The organism is Arthrobacter sp. yr096 (assembly GCF_900108925.1).
Classification (GTDB): Bacteria; Actinomycetota; Actinomycetes; order Actinomycetales; family Micrococcaceae; genus Arthrobacter.
The window spans coordinates 526,681-548,080 of the sequence record NZ_FNYI01000001.1 but is presented as its reverse complement, the minus strand read 5'-3'; the positions used below and the strand labels follow the sequence as shown (position 1 = coordinate 548,080).

The window sequence follows — 21,400 nt, the reverse complement described above, 5'->3', positions numbered from 1 at the left end:
TGACGGCGCCGTCCGCTATGTGGGCGCCGTCACCTTCAGTTCGGATCAGGTCAGTTAAAACGGACGACGGCGGCGCTGGCGCCGGGAAGCGTCAAGGTGCCCTCGTCCAAGGCTGCCTGGGGGTCGGTGGCCAGCAAAATGGAGCCGTCCAGTGGTGTCCCGAGTGCTTGATCCCCGAAGTTGCACACCACCCGAACGTTGCCGCGGGAGAACTGCAGCCAGTGTTCGTCGTCGTCGAACTCGACGGACGTCCCCCCGAAACCGCCGTCCACCAACTCAGGCGTGTTGCGGCGCAGCTGTGCTAAATCCTTGTACAGCTGGAGCAGGCGCGCGTGATCCCCTTCGCCGGCTTCGTCCCACGTGAGCTTGGAGCGCTGGAATGTTTCCGGATCCTGGGGGTCTGGAACAACGGATGGATCCCAGCCCATTCGCTCAAACTCCTTAATCCGCCCCTCGGCTGTTGCTTTGCCAAGCTCCGGTTCCGGATGCGAGGTGAAGAACTGCCATGGTGTGGACGCGCCAAACTCCTCCCCCATGAACAGCATGGGGGTGAAGGGTGACGTCATGGTCAGCACTGCGCCGATGGCCAGTTTGCCGACAGGCACAGATGCAGTGAGCCGGTCTCCAATGGCCCGGTTGCCAATTTGATCGTGGTTCTGGAGGCAGACCACCAAGGCCGACGGATGGGCCAGGTCATGCCGAATGGGCCTGCCATGGTGCCGCCCGCGGAAACTGGAATAACTGCCGTCATGGAGGAATCCGTGCTCCAGGACCTTCGCCAGGACTGCGAGCGAGTCGAAGTCCGAGTAATACCCGGTGGTCTCACCGCTGAGGTTGACGTGGAGGGCGTGATGGAAGTCGTCGCTCCATTGGCCTTCCAGCCCATAACCATTGTCCTCGCGGGGGTAGATGAGCCGCGGATTGTTCAGGTCCGATTCCGCGATCAGGGTCTTTGGGATTCCCGTCTCGGCCTCGATCTGGTCCGCCAAGGCCCCAAATTCCTCGAGGATGTGCACTGCCCGTTCGTCCCGCAGTGCATGGACTGCATCGAGTCGCAGGCCATCCACGTGGTAATCGCGGAGCCACATCGCGGCGTTCTCCAGGATGTAGCGGCGCACATCGTCAGAGCCCGGGCCGTCAAGGTTCACGGAGTCACCCCAGGTGTTGCCCTCCCCCGATTTCAGGTAGGGCCCGAACTTGGGCAGATAGTTTCCGCTGGGCCCGAGGTGGTTGTAGACAACGTCCTGGATGACGCCCAGTCCCACTGCGTGCGCCGCATCAACGAATCGTTGGTAAGCGGCCGGACCACCATAGGGCTCGTGGACGGCATACCACAGGACGCCGTCGTAGCCCCAGTTGTGGACTCCGTTGAAGCCGTTGACCGGGAGCAACTCAACGAAATCGACGCCGAGGTCCACCAGGTAGTCCAGTTTCCCGACGGCCGCATCAAGCGTGCCCTCCGGGGTGAAGGTTCCCACGTGGAGTTCGTAGATGACGGAGCCTTGGAGGCTGCGTCCCTTCCAGGCGGAATCTTTCCAGGCATGGGCGTCGGGATTGAACGTGGCGGACAAGCCGTGAACGCCGTCCGGTACCCTCCGCGAACGGGGATCGGGAAACGGCCCTTCCCCGTCCACGAGGTAGCCATAGCGCAGTCCGTCAGCTTCCCCTGCCACAGCCTCAGCCGGCGCGCGCCACCAACCGGTGGCGGCGCCGTCGTGATGTTGTTCCATGGCGTACTCGCGGCCGTCCGCGAGCAACCGGACCGACCCGGCGTCAGGCGCCCAGACGTCGAAACGGTCTTTTCCAGCAGCGTGCTCCAGCATCATGCTCCCTGTACGTAATCTCAAGCGTTCGTTGCAGTGATGGTGTGGGTGGTTCGCGAATCAGTCTGTGGGCACCAACAGGGCCACCGGATACTGCTCCAACATGGTGCCCACCGGGACAGAGCCGGCACTGTATGTGGCTCCGGTGAGTTCATCCCGAACGTTGGTTGTCAGCTCAATGGACGTGTCGCGCCAGCCACCTTCGGCTTCCAAGCGCTTGGGCAAGCGAGTACCGACCGTCACAGCACCCGGCGTGTCCGCTCCACGGTCGAAAGCAACCACGTGTGCCGCGGCCTCACCACGAACTTCCACAGCGCGGTAGCCACCAAACAGTTCAGGGCGGTCCCGGCGCAACCTCAAGGCCCGGGAGACAACAAGAAGCTTGGCGGATTCCTCGGTGGCAGCGGGCTTGGCGCCTTGGTCCAACTCCGCCAGCGCCTCCATGCGGGCTTGAAAGTCCACCGGCCGACGGTTGTCGGGGTCGGTCAAGGAACCATCCCTGAACTCAGTGCCCTGGTAGACGTCCGGGACACCGGGCATGGTCAGCTGGACCAGCTTCGCAGACAAAGAGTTGGAGGTGCCGTACGGTTCGAGCTCGGCAACGAAGTTCTCCAGGGCTGCAGCAACCTCCGGGACATCAAAAACGGCGTCGACGGCGGCAGCCAGGTGGCGTTCGAAGTCGGCGTCGGGATCGGTCCAGTTGGTGGAATTTCCTGCCTCGCGGGCCGCCTTCACGGCATATGCCTGCAGACGACCGCGGCCTGCCGGCCATGCCCCAACAATCGACTGCCATATAAGGGCAGCCAGCGGTCCGTCCGGGATCGGTGCCAGTTCCTGGACCGTTCCAAGAAACAGTTCCCATTCCGGGACAGCCTCGGAAATAACCGAGATCCGCGCCCGGGCATCCTCGCTGCGCTTGGTGTCGTGAGTGCTCAGCGTGGTCATGGAGAGCGGCAGCTCCGCTTGGCGGCGGGCCATCCGCTCGTGGAAATCCGGAGTGGTGACAGCAAACTCGGTAGGGTCTGCACCCACTTCAGTCAGCGTGCCCAGCCGGGTGAAGCGGAAGAACGCCGTGTCCTCTACCCCCTTGGCCATCACCATGCCCGAAGTCTGCTGGAAACGCCCGGCCAACGCCCCGTCACGGTCCAGCAGCAGTGGCTTCAGGTCTTCCAGCACAGCTTTCAGGTCTGCCCGGTTCTCGGCGGCGTGACCGATGGATTCCTCCAGGACTTCCCGACCGTAGGGAAGGTACGTCCGGTAGATGGGGAAGCAGCAGATGACTTCGGCGATCGCATCGGCCACCTTCTCCACAGGAAGCCCCAAGGACTCCGGAACCAGACGCGCCAGCCTGAGAACCTCCGAGCGCAGGATGCCGTCCGCGATACGGCGTTTGGTCCCATGGATCATGTCGGCGTAATCCGCTGGCTGTTCGGTGTCCCGCAATCTGGCGTCCAGGGAATCGAGATACTCTTCGGCTGCGGGATCCACAAAGAGGCGGTCCACGTCAGCGAGGGCGTCGTATCCTGTGGTGCCTTCACAATCGAAGGTGTCCGGCAGCTGCTCCCCCGGCTCCAGGATCTTCTCCACCAGCAGATACGCGCCGCCCGTGGCTTCCCGCAGCCTCGCCAGGTAGCCTTCGGGGTCTGCCAAACCGTCCGGGTGGTCGATCCTGAGGCCGTCCACCAGCCCTTCACGGAACCAGCGCACGATCTCTTGGTGGGATTCATCAAACACCCACGGCACCTCTACGCGCAGGCCGGCCAAGGTGTTCACCGCGAAGAACCGGCGATAGTTCAGTTCAGCGTCGGCCCTGCGCCACCCCACCAGCTGATAGTGCTGCCGCGCGTGGACGTCCTGGGGGCTGTCCCCGTCGCTGTAGCTGCCGTCAGCCAGGGGAAGGCGGTGATCGTAGTAGTGCAGTTCGCCGTCAACGATCCTGAGCTGGTCCAGCTCGTCGTCGTTGCCCAGAATCGGAATCCGGATCCTCCCGCCGCCGAAGTCCCAATCGACGTCGAAGGCTTCAGCGTACTTGGACGTGCGCCCTTCCTTCAGAAGCTGCCACCACCAGGCATTCTGCCCGGGGGTGGCAACACCCATGTGGTTTGGCACAATGTCGGCCAAGATGCCCAGGCCCTGTTCGCGGGCGGCCTTGGACAGGGCAGCAAGCCCTTCGGGGCCGCCTCGCGAAGGATCCACGGTGGTGGGATCGGTGACGTCATAGCCGTGATCCGAGCCCTCCTCCGCGGTGAGGATTGGTGAGACATACACCCAGTCGACTCCAAGGGACCGCAGGTAGCCCGTAAGCTGCGCAGCGTCCTGCAGCGTCAACTCCGGACGGATTTGGAGCCGGTACGTCGAGATGGGCGTCCTCATGAGTCAGCCTTCTCCGACGAACCGGAGTCCTCATCCGCCGTGGAATCTCCCTTGTAGTCGAACGGCAGCGATGTCACCGCGGGTGCCGTGATGGATGCCGTTTCCGGAGTGCTGGTCTGGGTCAGCGCGGCAAGGGACGCTGCCACCGAGTGGTCCGGCTCAACTTCAGGGGTGCTGTGTGCCCGCAGCACCACCAATGACTTGCCGCCAACCATGAGGATCTGGTCCGGCTTGACCACCCCTGCTTCAGCGCCTTCTCCGGCGGTGTCAATCATGACGTCCCACGCCGGTGCATACTCATCCGAAGGGATCCGGAAGCCGACCTCGTCCTGGTCTGCGTTGAAGTACAGCAGGAAGTTTACGTCGGTGATGCGCCGGCCTTGGTTGTCGCGGCCATGAATTCCGTCACCGTTCAGGAATACACCAACGGAGCGGCCCAAGGCCTCGTCCCAATCCGAGGGGCTCATGGTGCTGGCATCGGCGTCCAGCCATACGATGTCCGGGAGCCGCTCGCCTTCGCCACGCAGTACCGGACGGCCGTCAAAGAAGCGGCTGCGGCGCAGGCTGGGGTGCTTGGCCCGGAGGGCGCACACCGCAGCGGTGAACTCGATGAGCGGCTGGTCCACGTTCTCCCAGTTGATCCACGTCAGTTCAGAGTCCTGGCAGTAACCGTTGTTGTTGCCGCGCTGCGTCCTGCCCAGCTCATCACCGTGGAGCAGCATGGGAACGCCTTGCGAAAGGAACAGGGTGGCGATGAAGTTGCGCTGCTGGCGTGCCCTCATTCCGAGCACCGTGGGATCGTCCGTAGGGCCCTCGGCACCACAATTCCAGGAACGGTTATGGGATTCGCCGTCGTTGTTGTCTTCGCCGTTGGCCTCGTTGTGTTTCTCGTTGTAGGAGACCAGGTCCGCAAGAGTGAAGCCATCGTGGGCGGTGACGAAGTTGATCGATGCCACCGGACGCCGGCCCGAGTGTTCGTAGAGGTCCGCGGAACCGGTCAGACGGGAAGCGAATTCACCCAAGGTGGAAGGTTCGCCACGCCAGAAGTCGCGGACGGTGTCGCGGTACTGGCCGTTCCATTCCGTCCACTGCGGCGGGAAGTTGCCCACTTGGTAACCCCCGGGGCCAACGTCCCACGGCTCGGCGATGAGTTTCACCTGGGACACTACGGGGTCCTGCTGGATCAGTTCGAAGAAGGTGGAGAGCTTGTCTACGTCGTAGAATTCGCGGGCCAGCGTGGAAGCGAGGTCAAAGCGGAAACCGTCCACGTGCATCTCGGTCACCCAGTAGCGCAGCGAGTCCATGAGCAGCTGGAGGGAATGCGGGCTGCGGACATTCAGTGAGTTACCGGTGCCGGTGTAGTCCATGTAGTACTTCTGGTCATCTTCCACCAGGCGGTAGTACGCGGAGTTGTCGATGCCCTTGAAGGACAGCGTGGGTCCCAGGTGGTTGCCCTCAGCGGTGTGGTTGTAGACGACGTCCAGGATGACTTCGATGCCGGCGGTGTGCAGGGCCCGCACCATGGCCTTGAAGTCCTGGACCTGCTGGCCGGTATCGCCCTTGGAGCTGTAGCTGTTGTGCGGGGCGAAGAAGCCAATGGTGTTGTAGCCCCAGTAGTTGTTCAGGCCTTTGTCCTGCAGGATGCCGTCGTTGACGAATTGGTGCACCGGCATGAGTTCGATGGCCGTGATGCCCAGCTTCTGCAAGTGCGAGATGACAGCAGGGTGGGCGACGCCGGCATAGGTGCCGCGCTGCTCCTCCGGAACCTCCGGGTGCATCTGGGTAAGGCCCTTGACGTGGGCCTCGTAGATGACCGACTTGTGGTACGGAATCCGCAGCAGTTTGTCGCCGTCCCAGTCAAAGAACGGATTGATGACCACGCCCAACATCATGTGGGGCGCCGAATCCTCGTCATTGCGGGAATCAGGATCGCCCATATTGTAGGAGAAGAGGGCCGGATCCCAGTCGATTTGCCGGTGGACTGCCTTGGCATAGGGATCCAGCAGCAGCTTGTTGGGGTTGAAGCGCTGACCGGCGTCGGGGTCGTAGGGACCGTGGACCCGGTAGCCGTACTTCTGCCCGGGCTGAACCTGGGGCAAGTAGCAGTGCCATACAAAACCATCTACCTCGGTGACATCAACGCGGACTTCCCCGCCGTCGTCGTCGAAGAGGCACAATTCCACTTTCTCGGCCTTCTCGCTAAACAGCGCGAAGTTGGTGCCGGTGCCGTCAAAAGTGGCACCCAGCGGATAAGCCGATCCAGGCCAGACTTCCATGCGTTCTCCTCTTGGTGATGCGGATAACCTGCTGCAAGCCTACTCATGTCCCCGACATTGACAGTAACCTTATGGTCTTGTTCGGTCGTATTCCGCCGCGAGCGAACCCATAACGCGCGGCACCGCCGCCGCGATCGCCGATGCGGTAAGGGGGCCGCCGGCAAAATCAGTGGATGCGGCCACTCCCGCGCGCCCATGGATACTCGCCGCCACGGCGGCCGCAGCAGCCCAGCGGTCATCGGGGTCCAGGCCCAACGCTGCGTACGCGCCGGCGTCGTCCTTGATGGATTCCGCACACTGCGCAACCAGTGCACCAAGAACGCCAGCCAAAACGTCGCCACTGCCCGCGGTGGCCATCCACGCAGTGCCCTCAGACTGGCTAAAAACCACGCCCGACGGCGACGCCACCAGTGTGGTGGCACCCTTCAGGAGCACTGTTGCCCCGGTTTGTTCCGCAGCCTGCCGCACAAAGTGCAATGGCCGGGATTCGATGTCTTCACGGGTTACCGCTACCTCCCCTGTGGAGGGCAGGGTGCCTAACAGCGTGGCCAATTCACCAGCGTGCGGGGTCAGGATCCAGTGAGGCGGGCACCGTTCCGGCAAGAGGCTCAAGGCACCGGCATCCACCACCACAGGCAAACCAGCGGTGAGGGCTGCGGCAGCAACGGCCCGGGCACGCTCCATTTGTTCCTCGCCATCAACACCCGAACCCAGCAGCCACGCTTGGACCCTGCCGGGGTCTCCGGACTCCCACAAGGCTTCGGGGGTGCGGCCAAGGACCAGTTGCGCAGCAGATTCGGGACCAAGGTAGCGCACCATCCCCACTCCGGCCGTAGCCGCAGCATGGACGCTCAGGACCCCCGCCCCGGCAAACCTCGCCGAACCTGCCACGACGCCAAGGACGCCTCTGGAGTATTTGTGCGCACGGCGATCGGGAGCGGGCAGCAACGCGCCAAGCTCCACCGCAGTGATACGGCGCAGTTCGGCCTCTTCGGGTGACAGCGACTCCTCTATGCCTATGCGCACAAGCTCGATGCGTCCCGAGCAGCCCTCACCCGGATCCGTCATCAGCCCGGCTTTGATGCCACCAAAAGTCACAGTGACGTCCGCGTCCAGCACGGGCCAGTGGACTTCCCCCGTGTTGGCATCCAGCCCGCTGGGGAGGTCGCAGGCCACCACCAGGGCTGGGCGCAGCTCCTGGAGCAAGGCGATGAGTTCGGCTGAAGCACCACGGAGTCCGCCCCGGGCGCCGGTACCGAGCAGTGCATCAATGATCACATCGTTGCCCGCACACATGACTGCCAGCTCTTCGGCATTCCCGGGTTCCAAGCGCAGCGTCCGGCCGCCTGCCGCGACAAAGGCAGCCAGAGCCTCCGGGTGCACTTCAGAAGCGGCGAGTACCGCCGTCGTGCGCATTCCCCTGCGCGCGAGGAAAGACGCGGCAAAAAGGCCGTCGCCGCCATTGTTTCCCTTGCCGGCCAGTACGGTGATGCCGGCACCGGCCAGCTTGCGCCTGCTTTTGACTTCGCGGGCCACGGTTTGCGCCAGGCCGTAGGCAGCCCGCTGCATAAGAACAGCGCCCTCACCGGAGTCCAGGAGCGGTTGTTCCGCGTCCCTGATCTGTTGTCCAGTGAAGGCGCTGATCATTGCTGTTGAGAGTCCGTTCAGCCCTCGGCGAGGACAGTCGCCGTCGCGATGCCGCCGTCGTGGCTGATGGACAGGTGCCAACGCTTGACGCCTTTGGCCTCAGCCACGGCAAGCACGGTTCCCTTGACCTGGACCGTAGGGCCGTTCTGGTCGAGGCCGATCCAGCAGTCCTGCCAGTTCATGCCTGCCGGAGCGCCCAGGACCTTGGCCACTGCTTCCTTGGCTGCAAAACGGGCAGCCAAGGACCGGGTATTAAGTTCCCGTTCGGCAGGAACAAACAAGCGGTCCCGGAGACCGGGGGTCCGTTCCAACTGCCGGCCAAACCGCTCGATGTCTACGACGTCTACGCCAATGCCAACAATCATGGCGTTATTCTACGGTGACGCTCTTGGCGAGGTTACGCGGCTGATCCACGTCATAGCCCTTGGCGCCGGCGAGTTCAGCAGCGAAGATCTGCAGCGGAACGGTGGTCAGCAGCGGCATCAGCAGCGTGGGCGTCTCCGGTACGTAGAACACCTGCTCTGCGTAGTCCTTGACCGACTCGTCGCCTTCTTCAGCGATGACCAGGGTACGGGCACCGCGTGCGCGCACTTCCTGGATGTTGCTGACTACCTTCGAGTGCAGGGAGTCGCGGCCACGCGGCGACGGCACAACGACGAAGACCGGCTGGCCGTCGTCGATCAGGGCGATGGGACCATGCTTGAGCTCGCCGGCCGCGAAGCCTTCAGCGTGGATGTAGGCAATTTCCTTGAGCTTCAAGGCACCTTCGAGGGCTACCGGGTATCCAACGTGGCGGCCCAGGAACAACACGGACTTTTCGTCCTTCATGCTGCGGGCGAGCTCGCGCAGAGGACCGGCGTTGTCCAGAATGTGCTGGATCTTGGCCGGGATCTTGTTGAGGTCCGCAAGGACGTCCTTGATCTGGCCGGAGAAGATGTTGCCACGCAGCTGGGCCAGGTACAGACCCAGCAGGTAAGCAGCAGTGATCTGCGCCAGGAATGCCTTGGTGGAAGCAACAGCGATTTCCGGACCCGCGTGCGTGTAGAGCACGGCGTCGGACTCGCGCGGGATGGTGGATCCGTTGGTGTTGCAGATGGAGATCGTCTTGGCACCCTGCTCGCGGGCGTAACGGACGGCCATCAGCGTGTCCATGGTCTCGCCCGACTGGCTGATGGAAACCACCAGAGTGTTGGAGTCGACGATCGGATCGCGGTAGCGGAACTCGTGTGCAAGCTCCACTTCCGTGGGAATACGGCACCAGTTCTCAATCGCGTACTTTGCCACCAGGCCGGCGTAAGCTGCGGTACCGCAAGCCAGGACGATGATCTTGTCAACCTGCTTCAAGAGCTCGGGGTCGATGCGGACCTCGTCCAGGGTCAGCTTGCCGTCAAGGTCCGAGCGGCCCAGGAGGGTCTGCGCAACGGCGTCGGGCTGGTCGTGGATTTCCTTCTCCATGAAGGAGTTGAAGCCACCCTTTTCGGCAGATGCCGGATCCCAGTCAACGTGGTATTCCTTGCCTTCGGCGGGAGCGCCGAAGAAGTCGGTGATTTCCACGGAATCCGCGGTGATGGTAACGATCTGGTCCTGGCCCAGTTCCACGGCGCGACGGGTGTAGTCGATGAAGCCGGAGACGTCGGAGCCCAGGAAGTTCTCGCCGTCGCCCAAGCCCACTACCAGCGGGGAGTTGCGGCGGGCTGCCACAACCACGTCAGGCTGGTCGGCGTGGACAGCGAGGAGGGTGAAGGCGCCCTCAAGGCGCTGGCAGGCAAGGCGCATGGCCTCGGTGAGGTTGCCGCCGTCGCCATTGAGCTGGTTGCGGAAGATGTCGCCAACCAGGGCGGCCGCAACCTCGGTGTCGGTTTCCGACTCAAAGGTAACGCCCTTGGCGAGCAGTTCCTGCTTGAGCTCGGCGAAGTTTTCAATGATGCCGTTGTGAATCAGCGCCAGGCGCCCGCCGTCGGAGAGGTGCGGGTGCGCGTTGCGGTCCGTGGGGCCGCCGTGCGTGGCCCAACGGGTATGGCCAATGCCGGTAAGGGATTCAGGGACCGGGTTTGCTTCCAGCTCCGCGATCAGGTTGCTCAGCTTGCCGGACTTTTTGCGGGACGAAATCGTCCCGTCAGCCACCACTGCGACGCCTGCGGAGTCATAGCCGCGGTACTCAAGACGACGCAGCCCTTCCACGACGACGTCAAGGGCGCTGTGACCAGCTGCCTTGCGAGACGAATTGCCAACATAGCCTACGATTCCACACATGGGTACAAGCCTAACGGCTAGCGCAAACAACTGACGTGGGACATCCCAGCTCCTCCCCTTGCGGTGGAGACGTCCATCACTCACAATTCACCTTCCCGTCGTCGCGCATTTCCTGATCCGGCACGCGGAGGGCAGAATCATGAGCGTGACTTTGCAACGCACCGAAGCTAATGGCGACGGCGCTTCCCCGTTCGTGGAGCTGGACCGGCAGACGTGGTCCCGGCTCGCGGCACAGATGGAGCAGCCCCTCAACGAAGAGGACATCTTCCGTCTCCGGGGACTTGGCGATCCCCTGGACATGAAGGAAGTCAGGGAGGTCTATCTGCCGCTTTCACGGCTGCTGCACCTGTACGTCCAGGCTTCGCACCAACTTCATGCCGCCACCACCACCTTCCTGGGCGAACAAACGCAGCGCACGCCGTTCGTGATTGGCGTTGCAGGCTCGGTGGCTGTGGGTAAGTCCACCATCGCCCGCGTCCTTCGGGAAATGCTGCGGCGCTGGCCGGGGACGCCCAACGTGGAACTCATCACCACGGACGGGTTTCTGTACCCCCTGGCGGAGCTCAAACGCAGGCACCTGCTGGAACGCAAGGGCTTCCCGGAATCCTATGACCGCCGCGGGCTCCTTCGCTTTGTGTCCGAAGTCAAAGGCGGGGCCGAGGAAGTCCGGGCACCGTGGTATTCCCACGTTACCTACGACATCGTGCCGGGCAAGGAAGTCGTGGTGCGGCGTCCTGACGTCCTGATCGTGGAAGGCTTGAACGTTCTGGCCCCGGCCCGACCCCGCATGGATGGCAAACAAGGACTGGCCGTCAGCGACTTCTTCGACTTCTCCATCTACGTCGATGCCAAGACTTCCTACATCGAGGAATGGTACGTTGACCGGTTCCGGAAGCTCCGCACCACTGCCTTCGCGCAGCCGGAGTCCTACTTCCACCGGTACGCCACACTGTCCGACGACGATGCCGAATCGACCGCCCGCGGCATTTGGAAGCGCATCAACGAACCGAACCTCGAAGAAAACGTGCTGCCCACACGCGGGCGGGCGCAGCTGGTGCTGACCAAGGACGCGGACCACTCCATCCGGCGCATGTTGCTAAGGAAGGTCTAGCGTGGCCAAACCCCTTCCCAACCGGCGGGCATTCGCAGGCTTCCTCACTGCGGGGGCCGGTATGGCAGCCCTGGCCGCCTGCACGCCGGACAAATCCGTTCCCTCCCCCGCCGCTGCCAATGCGCCCAGCATGGCCTCCCCTGCCCCTTCTGCAACGCCCTCCAGTATCCCCACCACGGATCCGGCGGCTGTAACTCCCCCGGCCAGCCCGGAGCCTTCCAGTGCAGCTCCCTCCAGCGCCGTTGCTCCTCAGCATTCCCTCACGGATCCCACCAGCCCTTGGGTCATCGTGAACAAGCACCGGCCGCTGAATCCCCAGGACTTCGTTCCGGCAGACCTCGTCCAGCCGAACGTTCGGCTCGCCGTCAGCGGCGAAGCATCCATGGTTAACGGCACGACGGCGGCTGCCGCAGAAAAGATGTTCGGCGCTGCCGCATCCGAGGGCGTCGTCATGGCCCTGGCTTCGGGCTACCGCTCTTACACCACGCAGGTGGCCACGTACAACGGGTACGTCGCAAGCACCGGCCAGGCGGCAGCTGACCGTGCGTCGGCCCGCCCCGGACATTCGGAACACCAAACGGGCTGGTCCTTCGACATCGCGGATGGCGGCGGCGCCTGCAGCTTCCAACCGTGTTTTGCCGATCAACCGGCTGCCGTATGGGCCAAAGCCAATGCCCACAAGTTCGGATTCGTGGTCCGGTATCCATGGATGTTCCACGACACCACGGGTTATTTCTACGAGTCCTGGCATCTGCGCTACGTAGGTGTCGAGGCCGCCACGGACATGGCCAATCGGGGCATCGCGACCCTCGAGGAGTACTTCGGGCTGGAAGCAGCGCCCGACTATCTCTAACACTTAAAAAGGGTTCGGCCCGCATCGCTGGCCAACCAGCGGTGCGGGCCGAAGCCGTGGGAGTTCTTAGACAGCCAGTTCGCTGGTTGCGCCAAGGCGTTCCTTGACGACGGCAGCCAGACCGGTGCAGATGCGCTCTGCGGTTTCCATGTCCGCAGCTTCCACCATGACGCGCACCAGTGCCTCCGTGCCGGACGGGCGGAGCAGCACACGGCCGGTCTCCCCCAGTTCGAGCTCGGCAGCGGCTACTGCGGCCGCCACGCCTTCGTCAGTGCCCGCGCGTGCCTTATCCACGTCCTTGACGTTGATCATCAGCTGCGGCAGCTTGGTCATCGCGGTGGCAAGTTCCTTGAGGCTCCGGCCTGTCAGGGCAACCTGCGCTGCCAACTGCAGGCCGGTCAGGACACCATCGCCGGTGGTCGCGTAATCGGAGAAGATCACGTGGCCGGACTGTTCGCCGCCCAGGTTGTAACCGCCGTCGCGCATTTCTTCCAGGACATAACGGTCGCCTACTCCGGTTTCCCGGATGGTGATGCCGGCATCACGGAGGGCGATCTTCAGCCCCAGGTTGCTCATGACGGTCGCAACCAGGATGTTGTCCTTGAGCTTGCCGGCCTCGTTGAGGGCCAATGCCAGGATCGCCATGATCTGGTCACCGTCTACTTCGTTGCCTTCATGGTCAACCGCAAGGCAGCGGTCAGCGTCGCCGTCGTGGGCGACACCAAGGTCAGCCCCGTGCTTCACTACCGCTTCCTTCAACGGACCCAAGTGCGTGGAGCCGACCCCTTCATTGATGTTCAATCCATCAGGCTCGGCGCCAATAACGATGACATCCGCGCCGGCGTCTTTGAAGACCTGGGGCGAACAACCACTGGCCGCGCCGTGGGCGCAGTCAAGGACAACTTTCAGGCCATCCAGGCGCTGGGGAAGCGTGCCCAACAGGTGCACGATGTAACGGTCCTCAGCGTCCGAGAAGCGCTGGATGCGTCCGACGTCCGCTCCAATCGGGCGCTGCGGCTCTTTGCCGAGCTGCGCCTCAATGGCATCTTCCACGTGGTCCGGGAGCTTCTGGCCACCCCGGGCAAAGAACTTAATGCCGTTGTCCGGCGCGGGGTTGTGGGAGGCCGACAACATGACGCCGAAATCAGCGTCGAGATCTGCCACCAAGTAAGCGGCAGCCGGTGTGGGGAGGACGCCGGCGTCATAGACGTCGATGCCCGAGCTGGACAGCCCTGCCTCGACGGCTGCGGCGAGGAACTCGCCACTCGCTCTCGGGTCCCTCGCGACAACGGCACGCGGCCGTTTGCCGTTGGTTGCGCGGTCATGGCCAAGTACGACGGCGGCGGCCTGGGCGAGCTGCATAGCCAGCTCAGCGGTGAGCAATCCGTTCGCGAGACCGCGCACGCCATCTGTTCCAAATAATCTAGACATCGGCTCAAGTTTAGACGACGACGGGACGCCATCAGTTCAGGGGCGTGCCGGAGCGTCATATGAGCGCCCGGATTCGGTGGGCGGCAGTGGCCTTTTAAACGGCGAACGCCCGCCCCGCCGAAATGGCGGAACGGGCGTTCGATACCCCACCGATGGCCGCGAGAGCGGCCATCGGTCCGGGAAAGCGGGTTTAGCGCTTGGAGTACTGCTGAGCCTTGCGTGCCTTCTTGAGACCGGCCTTCTTACGCTCGATGACGCGGGCGTCACGGCGCAGGTAACCGGCCTTCTTGAGGGTAGCGCGGTTGTTGTCGACGTCGATCTCGTTCAGCGAGCGAGCAACACCGAGGCGCAGTGCACCGGCCTGGCCGGAGATGCCACCGCCGTGGATGCGGGCGATGACGTCGTAAGCGCCTTCGAGATCAAGGATCTTGAAGGGTTCGTTGACGTCCTGCTGGTGCAGCTTGTTCGGGAAGTAGTTGTCCAGCGTGCGGCCGTTGATGGTCCACTTGCCGGAACCCGGAACAACGCGAACGCGTGCAACGGCTTCCTTGCGACGGCCAACAGCTGCACCGGCAACGGTCAGTGCCGGGCGTTCCTTCTTCGGCGCGTCTTCAGCAGACGTGCTTTCAGAGGTGTAGCTGGTGAGGGTTTCCTCAGCCTCGACGGCTTCGGCGGTCAGTTCTTCGTTCTGAGCCACGGTTCTCCTTGTAATGAAAAGTTGGTTGGTGGCCAGGACTACTGGGCGACCTGGGTGATTTCGAAAGTCTTCGGCTGCTGTGCAGCGTGGGGGTGCTCGGGGCCTGCGTAGACCTTGAGCTTGCCCAGCTGCTGAGCTGCGAGGGAGTTCTTGGGGAGCATGCCCTTGATGGCCTTCTCAACAGCGCGAACCGGGTTGGATTCCAACAGCTCGGCGTAGTTGACGGAGGTCAGGCCGCCCGGGTAACCGGAGTGGCGGTATGCGCGCTTCTGCTCCAGCTTGGCGCCGGTGAGGGCAACCTTTTCAGCGTTGATGATGATGACGAAGTCGCCCATGTCCATGTGGGACGCAAAGGTCGGCTTGTGCTTTCCGCGCAGCAGTGTTGCGGTCTGGCTGGCAAGACGACCAAGGACAACGTCGGTGGCGTCAATGACGTGCCACTGGCGGTTGATATCGCCGGGCTTCGGGGTGTACGTACGCACGGTTTTGCCTCGTTCTTGTTCTGGCGTTCATGTTTTAGGCCACACGCAATAAGGCGTGTACCTACTATGTATGCGCTACCGGAGCAGAGGTGAGGGCTCTATGTACCAGTTATCCCAGGATCTCGAAATGCCTCTGGAGTTAGCGATCCTGCAACTGGATCCCCCGCAAGGCATGTGTCATCGAGATAGGACACGCACAACGACTCTAAACAATACCTTCAACGGGGCGCCCGGGTCAAAATGGGGTATCCGCCCCTCGGGGTCAAGCACCGCGCAGAGGGAGAGCACATGACCCACGACCCCACGCTCCCCCTCCTTGTTGCCTTGGGCGGCCTGTTGTTGAGCCCGGCGTCCGAGTTCCTGATCGCCCGGATACTGCCGCGACTTGGCGGACTCCCTGCCCTTAAGATCCGGATCACGACGGCGGCAGTCACCGCGCTGCTGTTTGGCCTGCTTGCGTGGCGTTTTGGCTTTTCTCCGGAATTGCCGGCGTTCCTGTTATTGGCACTGCTTGGCGCGCAGCTTGCGAGGATCGATTTCACGCTGCATTTGCTGCCCAACCCCTTGGTTTTACTGTTGCTGACGGGCAGTTTAGTACTTCTCGCCCCGGCCGCCGCCTTCACGCCGGACTGGCCCGGGCTGTTCCGAGCCCTCGCCGGAGGGGCAATCCTGTTCTCCGGCTACCTGATTCTTGGACTTTTTTCGCCGGGAAGCATCGGAATGGGCGATGTGAAGCTCGCGGCACCCCTCGGAATGTACTTGGGGTACTTGGGTTGGGAGCAAGTACTCTATGGCGGCCTCCTGGGATTCGTGGTGGGCGGGGTGCTGACGGTGCTGATGTTGCGTCTGCGACGCAAGGAAATGCCCGCAGAAACCGCTCACGGGCCCGCCATGATCGCAGCCGCCATTGGCGTGGTGCTGGTACTCCAATAGGAGCTTCCCGCGGGGTTCGATGCGGCTCGATTCTCGCCGGTTTCCCTAAGGGTGCTGACAAAAACAAGTAGTCCTGCCCTTCCGCTCACCCCTAAACCGAGTACACCCCTGCCCCGGAACGAGTGGTGGCATAACGCCGCCCCGTGAATTCGCGTAGGACTACGCATTGTTTGGCAACCCTCCCAGGGTGAATTCTTATCTCATCGAAATCCGAACCGCTAAAGGAAACATGGGGGTAGTTCGGGAGTCGAAGCAAATTCCGATAATTTGCTGGACCTATAACCTATTTCGCAAATCATTTTTCTGGGAAGGATTTACCAATGTCTGCTTTCATTTTCACCGTCACCTCGTACATCGCCGGCGTCAAGGACCGCTTCACCAAAGAGGAGAAGGGCGCGACGATGGTTGAATACGGCATCATGGTCGCCTTCATCGCGCTCCTGGTGCTTGCGGCCGTCACCCTCCTTGGTCCGCAGATCGCAAACCTCTTCACCCGAGTGGACGCCGCCATCTAGGCATCACCACCCCAAACGCAGTTTTGGCTCTGGTGGCATCGTTCCACCGGAGCCAAAACTGCTTTCCGAATAGTTCCACTTTCAGCCCTATCTGGGAAAGCCGGGGAATCGACATGGATCGGAAAGAACGAGGCGCGGTAGCAATTGAAATGGCGATCCTCCTGCCACTGTTGCTTCTCATCCTCATAGGAATCATCGAGTTCGGACGCGTGCTTAACGTGCAGGTATCCCTGACACAAGCGGCACGGGAGGGTGCACGCTATGCAGCGGTTCACTATCAGGATGGCGGTTTGGATGTTGCCGGCACGGCATTGACCGCAGCGCCTTCGTTGGATGGTTTAGGGGTAAGTGTCACCGACAACGCTTCCAGTTGCACGCCCGGCTCGAATGTCGAAGTTACAACCAGCGTTTCGCTGCCGTCGATGTCGGGATTCCTGGACGCCGGTTTCTTCGGAGCACCGGGAATCTTCCCACTCAACATGACAGGGGTTGGGGTGATGAGATGCGGCGGCTAAAGCAAATCCGGGATAAGAGCCAGACTCCGCCGAATGACATCCGGTCAAACGAACGGGGAGCAGCAACCATAGTTGTCGCAGGGTTGATGGTTGTCCTTTTGGGCTTCGCGGCTCTGGCCATAGATGTCGGCGCCCTGTATGCGGAGAAGGCCCAACTGCAGAACGGCGCCGATGCCGCCGCGCTGGCCATCGCAACCGATTGCGCCAACGGGAATTGCGGAGACAGCACTGCAACGGCAAACAGCTTCGCCAACAGCAACGCCAATGATGGTTCCAGCGGATCCGCCGTGTCGTTTCCGGCGTCCACCACCGTCCGCGTTGTGACGAATGCACGCGATGACGGCTCAGGGGCGAACAGCTTCTCACTGTACTTCGCCCGGGTTCTGGGGATGGACACAGCAACCGTGGATGCCGCCGCGGAAGCCCAATGGGGTGCGCCAAACGCTGCGACGACGTTGCCGTGGACTGTGAGTGAGTGCGTTTTCAAGAAGTACCTCTCACCGACTCAACTGGCATCGCTCAACTCCACAGGCAACTTCTCCGGCGACCCAATTCCCACCCATATCCTGCTTCGCTACGACGAAAACGCCCCCACTATGCCAGGTTGCGCTGCACAAAACGGCTACCAACCCGGTGGTTTTGGGTGGCTCGTCACCAACGCGGGTTGCTCCACAAACATCTCTGTCAACGCGACTGTCAACGGGCAAACCGGCAATCATTTCCCCAACGCGGCCGCTTGTGACGCTGTACTTTCCACCATCATGGACGAACCCGCGCTCATACCACTTTTCAAGACTGCAACCGGAAACGGAAGCAATGCAAAGTACACGCTGATCGGCTTCGCAGCCTTTCAGGTCACCGGTTACAAGTTCAGCGGATCAGGGGCGGTACTCGACCCTCTAGCCCCTAACTGCACTGGAAACTGCCGGGGGCTTCAAGGGTACTTCTCCCGCTTCGTATCTCTCGAAGAGGGCTCGCAGATAGGCGGCACTGTCCCCAACTACGGCGCCTCCGTAGTCACACTGACCGATTAGCTGCGCGCAGTATCAACAAATGCATCACCAAAGCTCGAAAGGAGTTAAAAGTGAAAACACGCCTACTGGGAGGCATTGCAGCACTGCTCTTGGCAGTCATTGGCACCGTTTTGCTGGTTACCTATGTACAGGGAGCAGACAAACGTGCGCAGCAAGGGCTCGATCCCGTCAACGTCCTGGTCGTCAAGGAACGTGTTCCGGCTGGTACCAAGGCCGAGGAGCTTGATTCAAAGGTTCGGGTGGAAACCCTTCCACAGACCGCGGTAGCGCCTGGCACCATCCAGGCACTCACTGACCAGAAGGGAAAGGTCACTTCGGCCGACCTTCAGCCCGGCGAGCAACTGCTGGGCGTCAAGCTCGTGGACCCGAAGGAGCTGGCGCCTGGGACCGTGCCAGTGCCGGACGGCCTGCAGGAAGCTACCTTTGTCCTTGCCCCGGAAAGAATCCTCGGTGGAAGAATTGAAGCCGGAGACGCTGTCACAGTATTCGCATCCTTCAAGTTGGATGAGGCCGTTCCGGCAGGAGCCGGCCTTCCAGCCGGTATGACCGGGTGGAAAGACTTCACGGAACTGCTGTATCACGACGTCTTGGTGACAGCAGTTCAGCAAGCAGCACCTGATGCCGAGAAGTCGGCCGGAGCCGACAAGGGAGTAGCGCTGCCGAATGGTTCCGCCTATGTCACCGTCGCCCTCAGCGATGCGAACGCTGCAAAGATGGTCTTTGGCGCTGAATTTGGCACGCTCTGGCTCTCCAAGCAGACCGACAAGACCGTGAAGACGGACCCACCCACCACCAATTTTGGAGGGCTGGTCCAATGAGCCGCTTCGTAGCCATCACGGCGGTCCGCGACTTCGAAGGCCGTGTGCGTCAAGCCGTCACCGGCGCGCTGCACGGCGACCTGCAAACTCTGTCGCCCGATGTACTGACGGGCGGAACAGATGACGTTTTCAAGCAGCTGACCGGGGCACCGCCGGAAGTCATGATCTTGGGGCCTGGCGTAAACCCGGACGACGCCCTGAAGCTGGCTACGGTCTTCGACCTCCAATACCCGGAAATCAGTCTCCTGCTGGTATCGGACCCGAGCCCGGACATCATCCTTCGCGCCATGCACGCCGGGATTCGAGACGTCGTGACACCTGAGATCGACGTCAACGAGCTACGGGTTCTCTTGGAAAGGGCCTGTTTGGCCGCAGCCAGCAGGCGCCGTGGAATGCAGTCGGTTTCCGAACCCGGTCAGGAAAGGGGCAGAGTCATAGCTGTCATGTCACCCAAAGGTGGCGTTGGCAAGACTACTGTTGCGACGAACCTTGCCGTCGGGCTGGGTGCCGTTGCCCCGATGAGTGTCGTGATTGTGGATCTGGATCTCCAATTCGGAGATGTTGCTTCCGGCTTGCTGCTTGAGCCGGAGCATTCCATCACCGAGGCTGTTCATGGCTCAGCCTCACAGGACTCCATGGTTCTCAAGGCATTCCTCACTGTGCACCCGTCAGGCATCTACGCGCTCTGCGCACCCAAGAAGCCGTCTGAGTCGGATTACATCACGGCGGATCACGTGACAAGGCTGATCAACCAACTTGCCACAGAGTTCAGGTACGTCGTAGTGGATACTGCCCCGGGCTTGGGCGAGCATTGCCTCGCAACGTTGGAGCTTGCGACGGATGGCGTTTGGGTATGCGGAATGGACGTACCCAGCATCCGCGGCTTACGGAAGTGCTTCAGCGTTTTGAGAGAACTCCAACTCCTGCCGCAAGGCCGGCATACTGTGCTGAACTTCGCGGACAGGAAGAGCGGAATCTCCGTCCAGGACGTCGAAGCCACCATTGGAGTGCCCATCGACACCGTGATTCCACGATCGCGGAATCTCCCCTATTCGACCAACCGTGGGGTGCCTGTTCTCCAAGGGACCTCGCGGGACTCAGCCGTAAAGGGGCTGAAAAAACTCGTGGAACGCTTCGATCCCCGGCTGGAAACAGTCCCCCAGGGCAAACTTCACCGAAGGGTGGTGGTCTCGTGAAACTGTCAGAACGGCTCTCGAAGAAGAACCCGGACATTATCGCCGAAGCCCAGGCTTCCGACGACGGACATCAGGGCGAGGACCCGCGCAGCGCTCAAACCCTGCCACCCGCCAGCGGCCCGATGTTGGGCGGAACTCTTTCCGCGCCAGCGGTGGATGCTCTTGCCGGCCTGAAACAACGGGCAGCTTCGGCGCTCTTTGATCGCATGGGAAGCAGAATTGGGGACACATCGGCTTCCGAGGAGGAATTGCGTTCCTTCGCAGTTGAGGAACTGTCGGCTGTCATTGACGAAGAACAGGTGCCGCTCAGTCCCGAAGAGCGGCGGCGGCTGATTCGCGAGATTTCGGACGAAGTGATGGGGCTGGGTCCCCTGCAGCGCCTCTTGGAGGACCCTTCTGTCACGGAAGTCATGGTGAATCGCTTCGACCAGATCTACGTCGAGCGGCATGGACACTTGGCCTTCACGGACCTGCAGTTCAGCTCCGATGCCCACCTCAGAAAAGTCATTGAGCGGATTGTATCCAAGGTCGGACGTCGCATAGATGAGTCCTCGCCACTCGTGGATGCCCGGCTGGAGGACGGTTCCCGTGTCAATGCCATCATTCCTCCGCTGGCCGTGAACGGTCCGTCTCTCACCATCAGGAAATTCAGTCACGTTCCCTTGACGGTTCGAAATCTCATCGACTGGGGATCGATGAGCCACGAAATGGCTGAACTGCTCAGTGCCTGCGTGCGTGCCCGGTTAAACGTCATCGTCTCCGGAGGAACGGGAACGGGCAAGACAACGCTTTTGAACGTGTTGTCGTCGTTCATCCCGGAATCCGACCGGATTGTCACCATCGAGGACGCTGTGGAACTCCAGCTGCAGCAACGTCATGTGGTCAGGTTGGAAAGTCGCCCGCCCAATATCGAGGGTAAGGGCGCCGTCACCATTCGAGACCTGGTGCGTAACTCACTCCGTATGCGGCCCGATCGGATCATTGTCGGGGAAGTACGTGGTGGAGAATCACTCGACATGCTCCAGGCCATGAACACAGGGCACGACGGCTCGTTGTCGACGGTCCATGCAAACTCCCCTCGCGATGCCATCGCACGGCTGGAGACCCTTGTCCTGATGGCAGGCATGGACCTGCCGCTCCGAGCAGTGCGGGAGCAAGTATCCTCGGCCGTCGACTTGATCGTCCAAGTCACGCGATTACGCGATGGAAGCAGGCGAATCACGCACGTCACCGAAGTACAGGGGATGGAGGGCGAGGTGGTGACCCTCCAGGATGCATTTCTGTTCGACTACGCAGCTGGACTCGATTCCGAGGGCCGTTTCCTTGGCAAGGCCCTGCCTACAGGCATTCGCCCTCGCTTCCTGGACCGCTTTACGGAACTGGGGATCAATGTTCCGCCTTCCGTCTTCGGAGCCGCACCGGTCACCAGCGGGAGGCGGTAAA

18 protein-coding genes are annotated in these 21,400 nt (G+C 62.0%); 9 read left to right on the top strand and 9 right to left on the bottom strand.

Translation table 11 applies throughout. The annotated features are described in order from the left end of the window. Positions 1–50 precede the first annotated feature (50 nt). The 6 genes from treZ to glmS all read right to left on the bottom strand — a co-directional run bounded on the left by treZ (position 51) and on the right by glmS (position 10,372). On the bottom strand, positions 51–1,823 hold the full coding sequence (gene treZ, locus BMY91_RS02610) for a malto-oligosyltrehalose trehalohydrolase (RefSeq protein ID WP_090817836.1): 1,773 nt from the start codon (positions 1,821–1,823) through the stop codon (positions 51–53). 60 nt (positions 1,824–1,883) lie between these two features. Continuing rightward, entirely contained in the window at positions 1,884–4,196 is a 2,313-nt protein-coding gene (gene treY / locus BMY91_RS02605; protein WP_090817834.1) for a malto-oligosyltrehalose synthase, read from the bottom strand. Next, complete coding sequence (glgX, locus tag BMY91_RS02600; RefSeq protein ID WP_090817831.1) at positions 4,193–6,472, bottom strand: glycogen debranching protein GlgX; 2,280 nt, start codon at positions 6,470–6,472, stop codon at positions 4,193–4,195. The genes treY and glgX overlap by 4 nt, the downstream gene beginning before the upstream one ends. Positions 6,473–6,541: 69 nt before the next feature. Next, positions 6,542–8,119 carry an NAD(P)H-hydrate epimerase gene (locus BMY91_RS02595; protein ID WP_177179832.1) on the bottom strand — a complete coding sequence of 526 codons (1,578 nt, stop codon included), beginning with the start codon at positions 8,117–8,119 and terminating at the stop codon, positions 6,542–6,544. A 17-nt stretch (positions 8,120–8,136) separates the two neighbouring features. Next, positions 8,137–8,484, bottom strand: a complete 348-nt coding sequence (locus BMY91_RS02590; RefSeq protein WP_018760400.1) for a holo-ACP synthase — start codon at positions 8,482–8,484, stop codon at positions 8,137–8,139. A 4-nt stretch (positions 8,485–8,488) separates the two neighbouring features. Then, a complete protein-coding gene (gene glmS, locus BMY91_RS02585; RefSeq protein ID WP_090817829.1) occupies positions 8,489–10,372 on the bottom strand; it encodes a glutamine--fructose-6-phosphate transaminase (isomerizing) in 1,884 nt (627 codons plus the stop codon). 139 nt (positions 10,373–10,511) lie between these two features. On the opposite strand from glmS, the gene coaA reads away from it, so the two are divergent. Both coaA and BMY91_RS02575 read left to right on the top strand, forming a co-directional pair. Continuing rightward, positions 10,512–11,483 carry a type I pantothenate kinase gene (gene coaA, locus BMY91_RS02580; RefSeq protein WP_026539842.1) on the top strand — a complete coding sequence of 324 codons (972 nt, stop codon included), beginning with the start codon at positions 10,512–10,514 and terminating at the stop codon, positions 11,481–11,483. Positions 11,484–11,544: 61 nt separating this feature from the next. Continuing rightward, a complete protein-coding gene (locus BMY91_RS02575) occupies positions 11,545–12,336 on the top strand; it encodes a M15 family metallopeptidase (RefSeq protein ID WP_090819099.1) in 792 nt (263 codons plus the stop codon). 66 nt (positions 12,337–12,402) lie between these two features. On the opposite strand, the gene glmM is transcribed toward BMY91_RS02575, so the two are convergent. From glmM to rplM, 3 genes are all read right to left on the bottom strand, one after another. Further along, the gene (gene glmM / locus BMY91_RS02570) at positions 12,403–13,767 is read right to left on the bottom strand and encodes a phosphoglucosamine mutase (RefSeq protein WP_090817826.1); all 1,365 of its coding nucleotides are present in this window, start codon (positions 13,765–13,767) and stop codon (positions 12,403–12,405) included. Between the two features lie 190 nt (positions 13,768–13,957). Beyond that, on the bottom strand, positions 13,958–14,464 hold the full coding sequence (rpsI, locus tag BMY91_RS02565) for a 30S ribosomal protein S9 (RefSeq protein ID WP_035760464.1): 507 nt from the start codon (positions 14,462–14,464) through the stop codon (positions 13,958–13,960). 38 nt (positions 14,465–14,502) lie between these two features. Beyond that, positions 14,503–14,946, bottom strand: a complete 444-nt coding sequence (gene rplM, locus BMY91_RS02560; RefSeq protein WP_011775554.1) for a 50S ribosomal protein L13 — start codon at positions 14,944–14,946, stop codon at positions 14,503–14,505. 288 nt (positions 14,947–15,234) lie between these two features. Here rplM and BMY91_RS02555 point away from each other — a divergent pair, with 288 nt between their 5' ends. The 7 genes from BMY91_RS02555 (at position 15,235) to BMY91_RS02525 (ending at position 21,399) form a co-directional block, all read left to right on the top strand. After that, positions 15,235–15,879 carry a prepilin peptidase gene (locus tag BMY91_RS02555; RefSeq protein ID WP_090817824.1) on the top strand — a complete coding sequence of 215 codons (645 nt, stop codon included), beginning with the start codon at positions 15,235–15,237 and terminating at the stop codon, positions 15,877–15,879. A 320-nt stretch (positions 15,880–16,199) separates the two neighbouring features. Then, positions 16,200–16,394 carry a Flp family type IVb pilin gene (locus BMY91_RS02550; protein ID WP_175538560.1) on the top strand — a complete coding sequence of 65 codons (195 nt, stop codon included), beginning with the start codon at positions 16,200–16,202 and terminating at the stop codon, positions 16,392–16,394. Positions 16,395–16,507: 113 nt separating this feature from the next. Next, positions 16,508–16,909 carry a TadE/TadG family type IV pilus assembly protein gene (locus tag BMY91_RS02545; RefSeq protein WP_090817822.1) on the top strand — a complete coding sequence of 134 codons (402 nt, stop codon included), beginning with the start codon at positions 16,508–16,510 and terminating at the stop codon, positions 16,907–16,909. Next, complete coding sequence (locus tag BMY91_RS02540; RefSeq protein ID WP_090817820.1) at positions 16,897–17,943, top strand: TadE/TadG family type IV pilus assembly protein; 1,047 nt, start codon at positions 16,897–16,899, stop codon at positions 17,941–17,943. Before BMY91_RS02545 ends, BMY91_RS02540 begins: the two co-directional genes overlap by 13 nt. A gap of 50 nt (positions 17,944–17,993) precedes the next feature. Beyond that, positions 17,994–18,761, top strand: a complete 768-nt coding sequence (locus BMY91_RS02535; protein ID WP_090817817.1) for a Flp pilus assembly protein CpaB — start codon at positions 17,994–17,996, stop codon at positions 18,759–18,761. Further along, positions 18,758–19,957, top strand: a complete 1,200-nt coding sequence (locus tag BMY91_RS02530; RefSeq protein ID WP_090817813.1) for a CpaE/TadZ family protein — start codon at positions 18,758–18,760, stop codon at positions 19,955–19,957. Before BMY91_RS02535 ends, BMY91_RS02530 begins: the two co-directional genes overlap by 4 nt. 122 nt (positions 19,958–20,079) lie before the next feature. Then, positions 20,080–21,399 (top strand): TadA family conjugal transfer-associated ATPase, encoded by a 1,320-nt coding sequence (locus BMY91_RS02525; RefSeq protein ID WP_090819093.1) that lies wholly within the window; start codon positions 20,080–20,082, stop codon positions 21,397–21,399. Position 21,400 lies beyond the last annotated feature (1 nt).

What these genes read in the sequence shown, in the direction of transcription:
- BMY91_RS02575 (WP_090819099.1), top strand. Translation starts at nt 11,545, where the DNA reads ATGGCAGCCCTGGCCGCCTGCACGCCGGACAAATCCGTTCCCTCCCCC.
- BMY91_RS02555 (WP_090817824.1), top strand. Translation starts at nt 15,235, where the DNA reads ATGACCCACGACCCCACGCTCCCCCTCCTTGTTGCCTTGGGCGGCCTG.
- BMY91_RS02525 (WP_090819093.1), top strand. Translation starts at nt 20,080, where the DNA reads ATGTTGGGCGGAACTCTTTCCGCGCCAGCGGTGGATGCTCTTGCCGGC.
- BMY91_RS02590 (WP_018760400.1), bottom strand. Translation starts at nt 8,484, where the DNA reads ATGATTGTTGGCATTGGCGTAGACGTCGTAGACATCGAGCGGTTTGGC.
- treZ (WP_090817836.1), bottom strand. Translation starts at nt 1,823, where the DNA reads ATGCTGGAGCACGCTGCTGGAAAAGACCGTTTCGACGTCTGGGCGCCT.
- glgX (WP_090817831.1), bottom strand. Translation starts at nt 6,472, where the DNA reads ATGGAAGTCTGGCCTGGATCGGCTTATCCGCTGGGTGCCACTTTTGAC.
- BMY91_RS02530 (WP_090817813.1), top strand. Translation starts at nt 18,758, where the DNA reads ATGAGCCGCTTCGTAGCCATCACGGCGGTCCGCGACTTCGAAGGCCGT.
- glmS (WP_090817829.1), bottom strand. Translation starts at nt 10,372, where the DNA reads ATGTGTGGAATCGTAGGCTATGTTGGCAATTCGTCTCGCAAGGCAGCT.
- glmM (WP_090817826.1), bottom strand. Translation starts at nt 13,767, where the DNA reads ATGTCTAGATTATTTGGAACAGATGGCGTGCGCGGTCTCGCGAACGGA.
- treY (WP_090817834.1), bottom strand. Translation starts at nt 4,196, where the DNA reads ATGAGGACGCCCATCTCGACGTACCGGCTCCAAATCCGTCCGGAGTTG.
- coaA (WP_026539842.1), top strand. Translation starts at nt 10,512, where the DNA reads ATGAGCGTGACTTTGCAACGCACCGAAGCTAATGGCGACGGCGCTTCC.
- BMY91_RS02595 (WP_177179832.1), bottom strand. Translation starts at nt 8,119, where the DNA reads ATGATCAGCGCCTTCACTGGACAACAGATCAGGGACGCGGAACAACCG.
- BMY91_RS02540 (WP_090817820.1), top strand. Translation starts at nt 16,897, where the DNA reads ATGCGGCGGCTAAAGCAAATCCGGGATAAGAGCCAGACTCCGCCGAAT.
- BMY91_RS02550 (WP_175538560.1), top strand. Translation starts at nt 16,200, where the DNA reads ATGTCTGCTTTCATTTTCACCGTCACCTCGTACATCGCCGGCGTCAAG.
- BMY91_RS02545 (WP_090817822.1), top strand. Translation starts at nt 16,508, where the DNA reads ATGGATCGGAAAGAACGAGGCGCGGTAGCAATTGAAATGGCGATCCTC.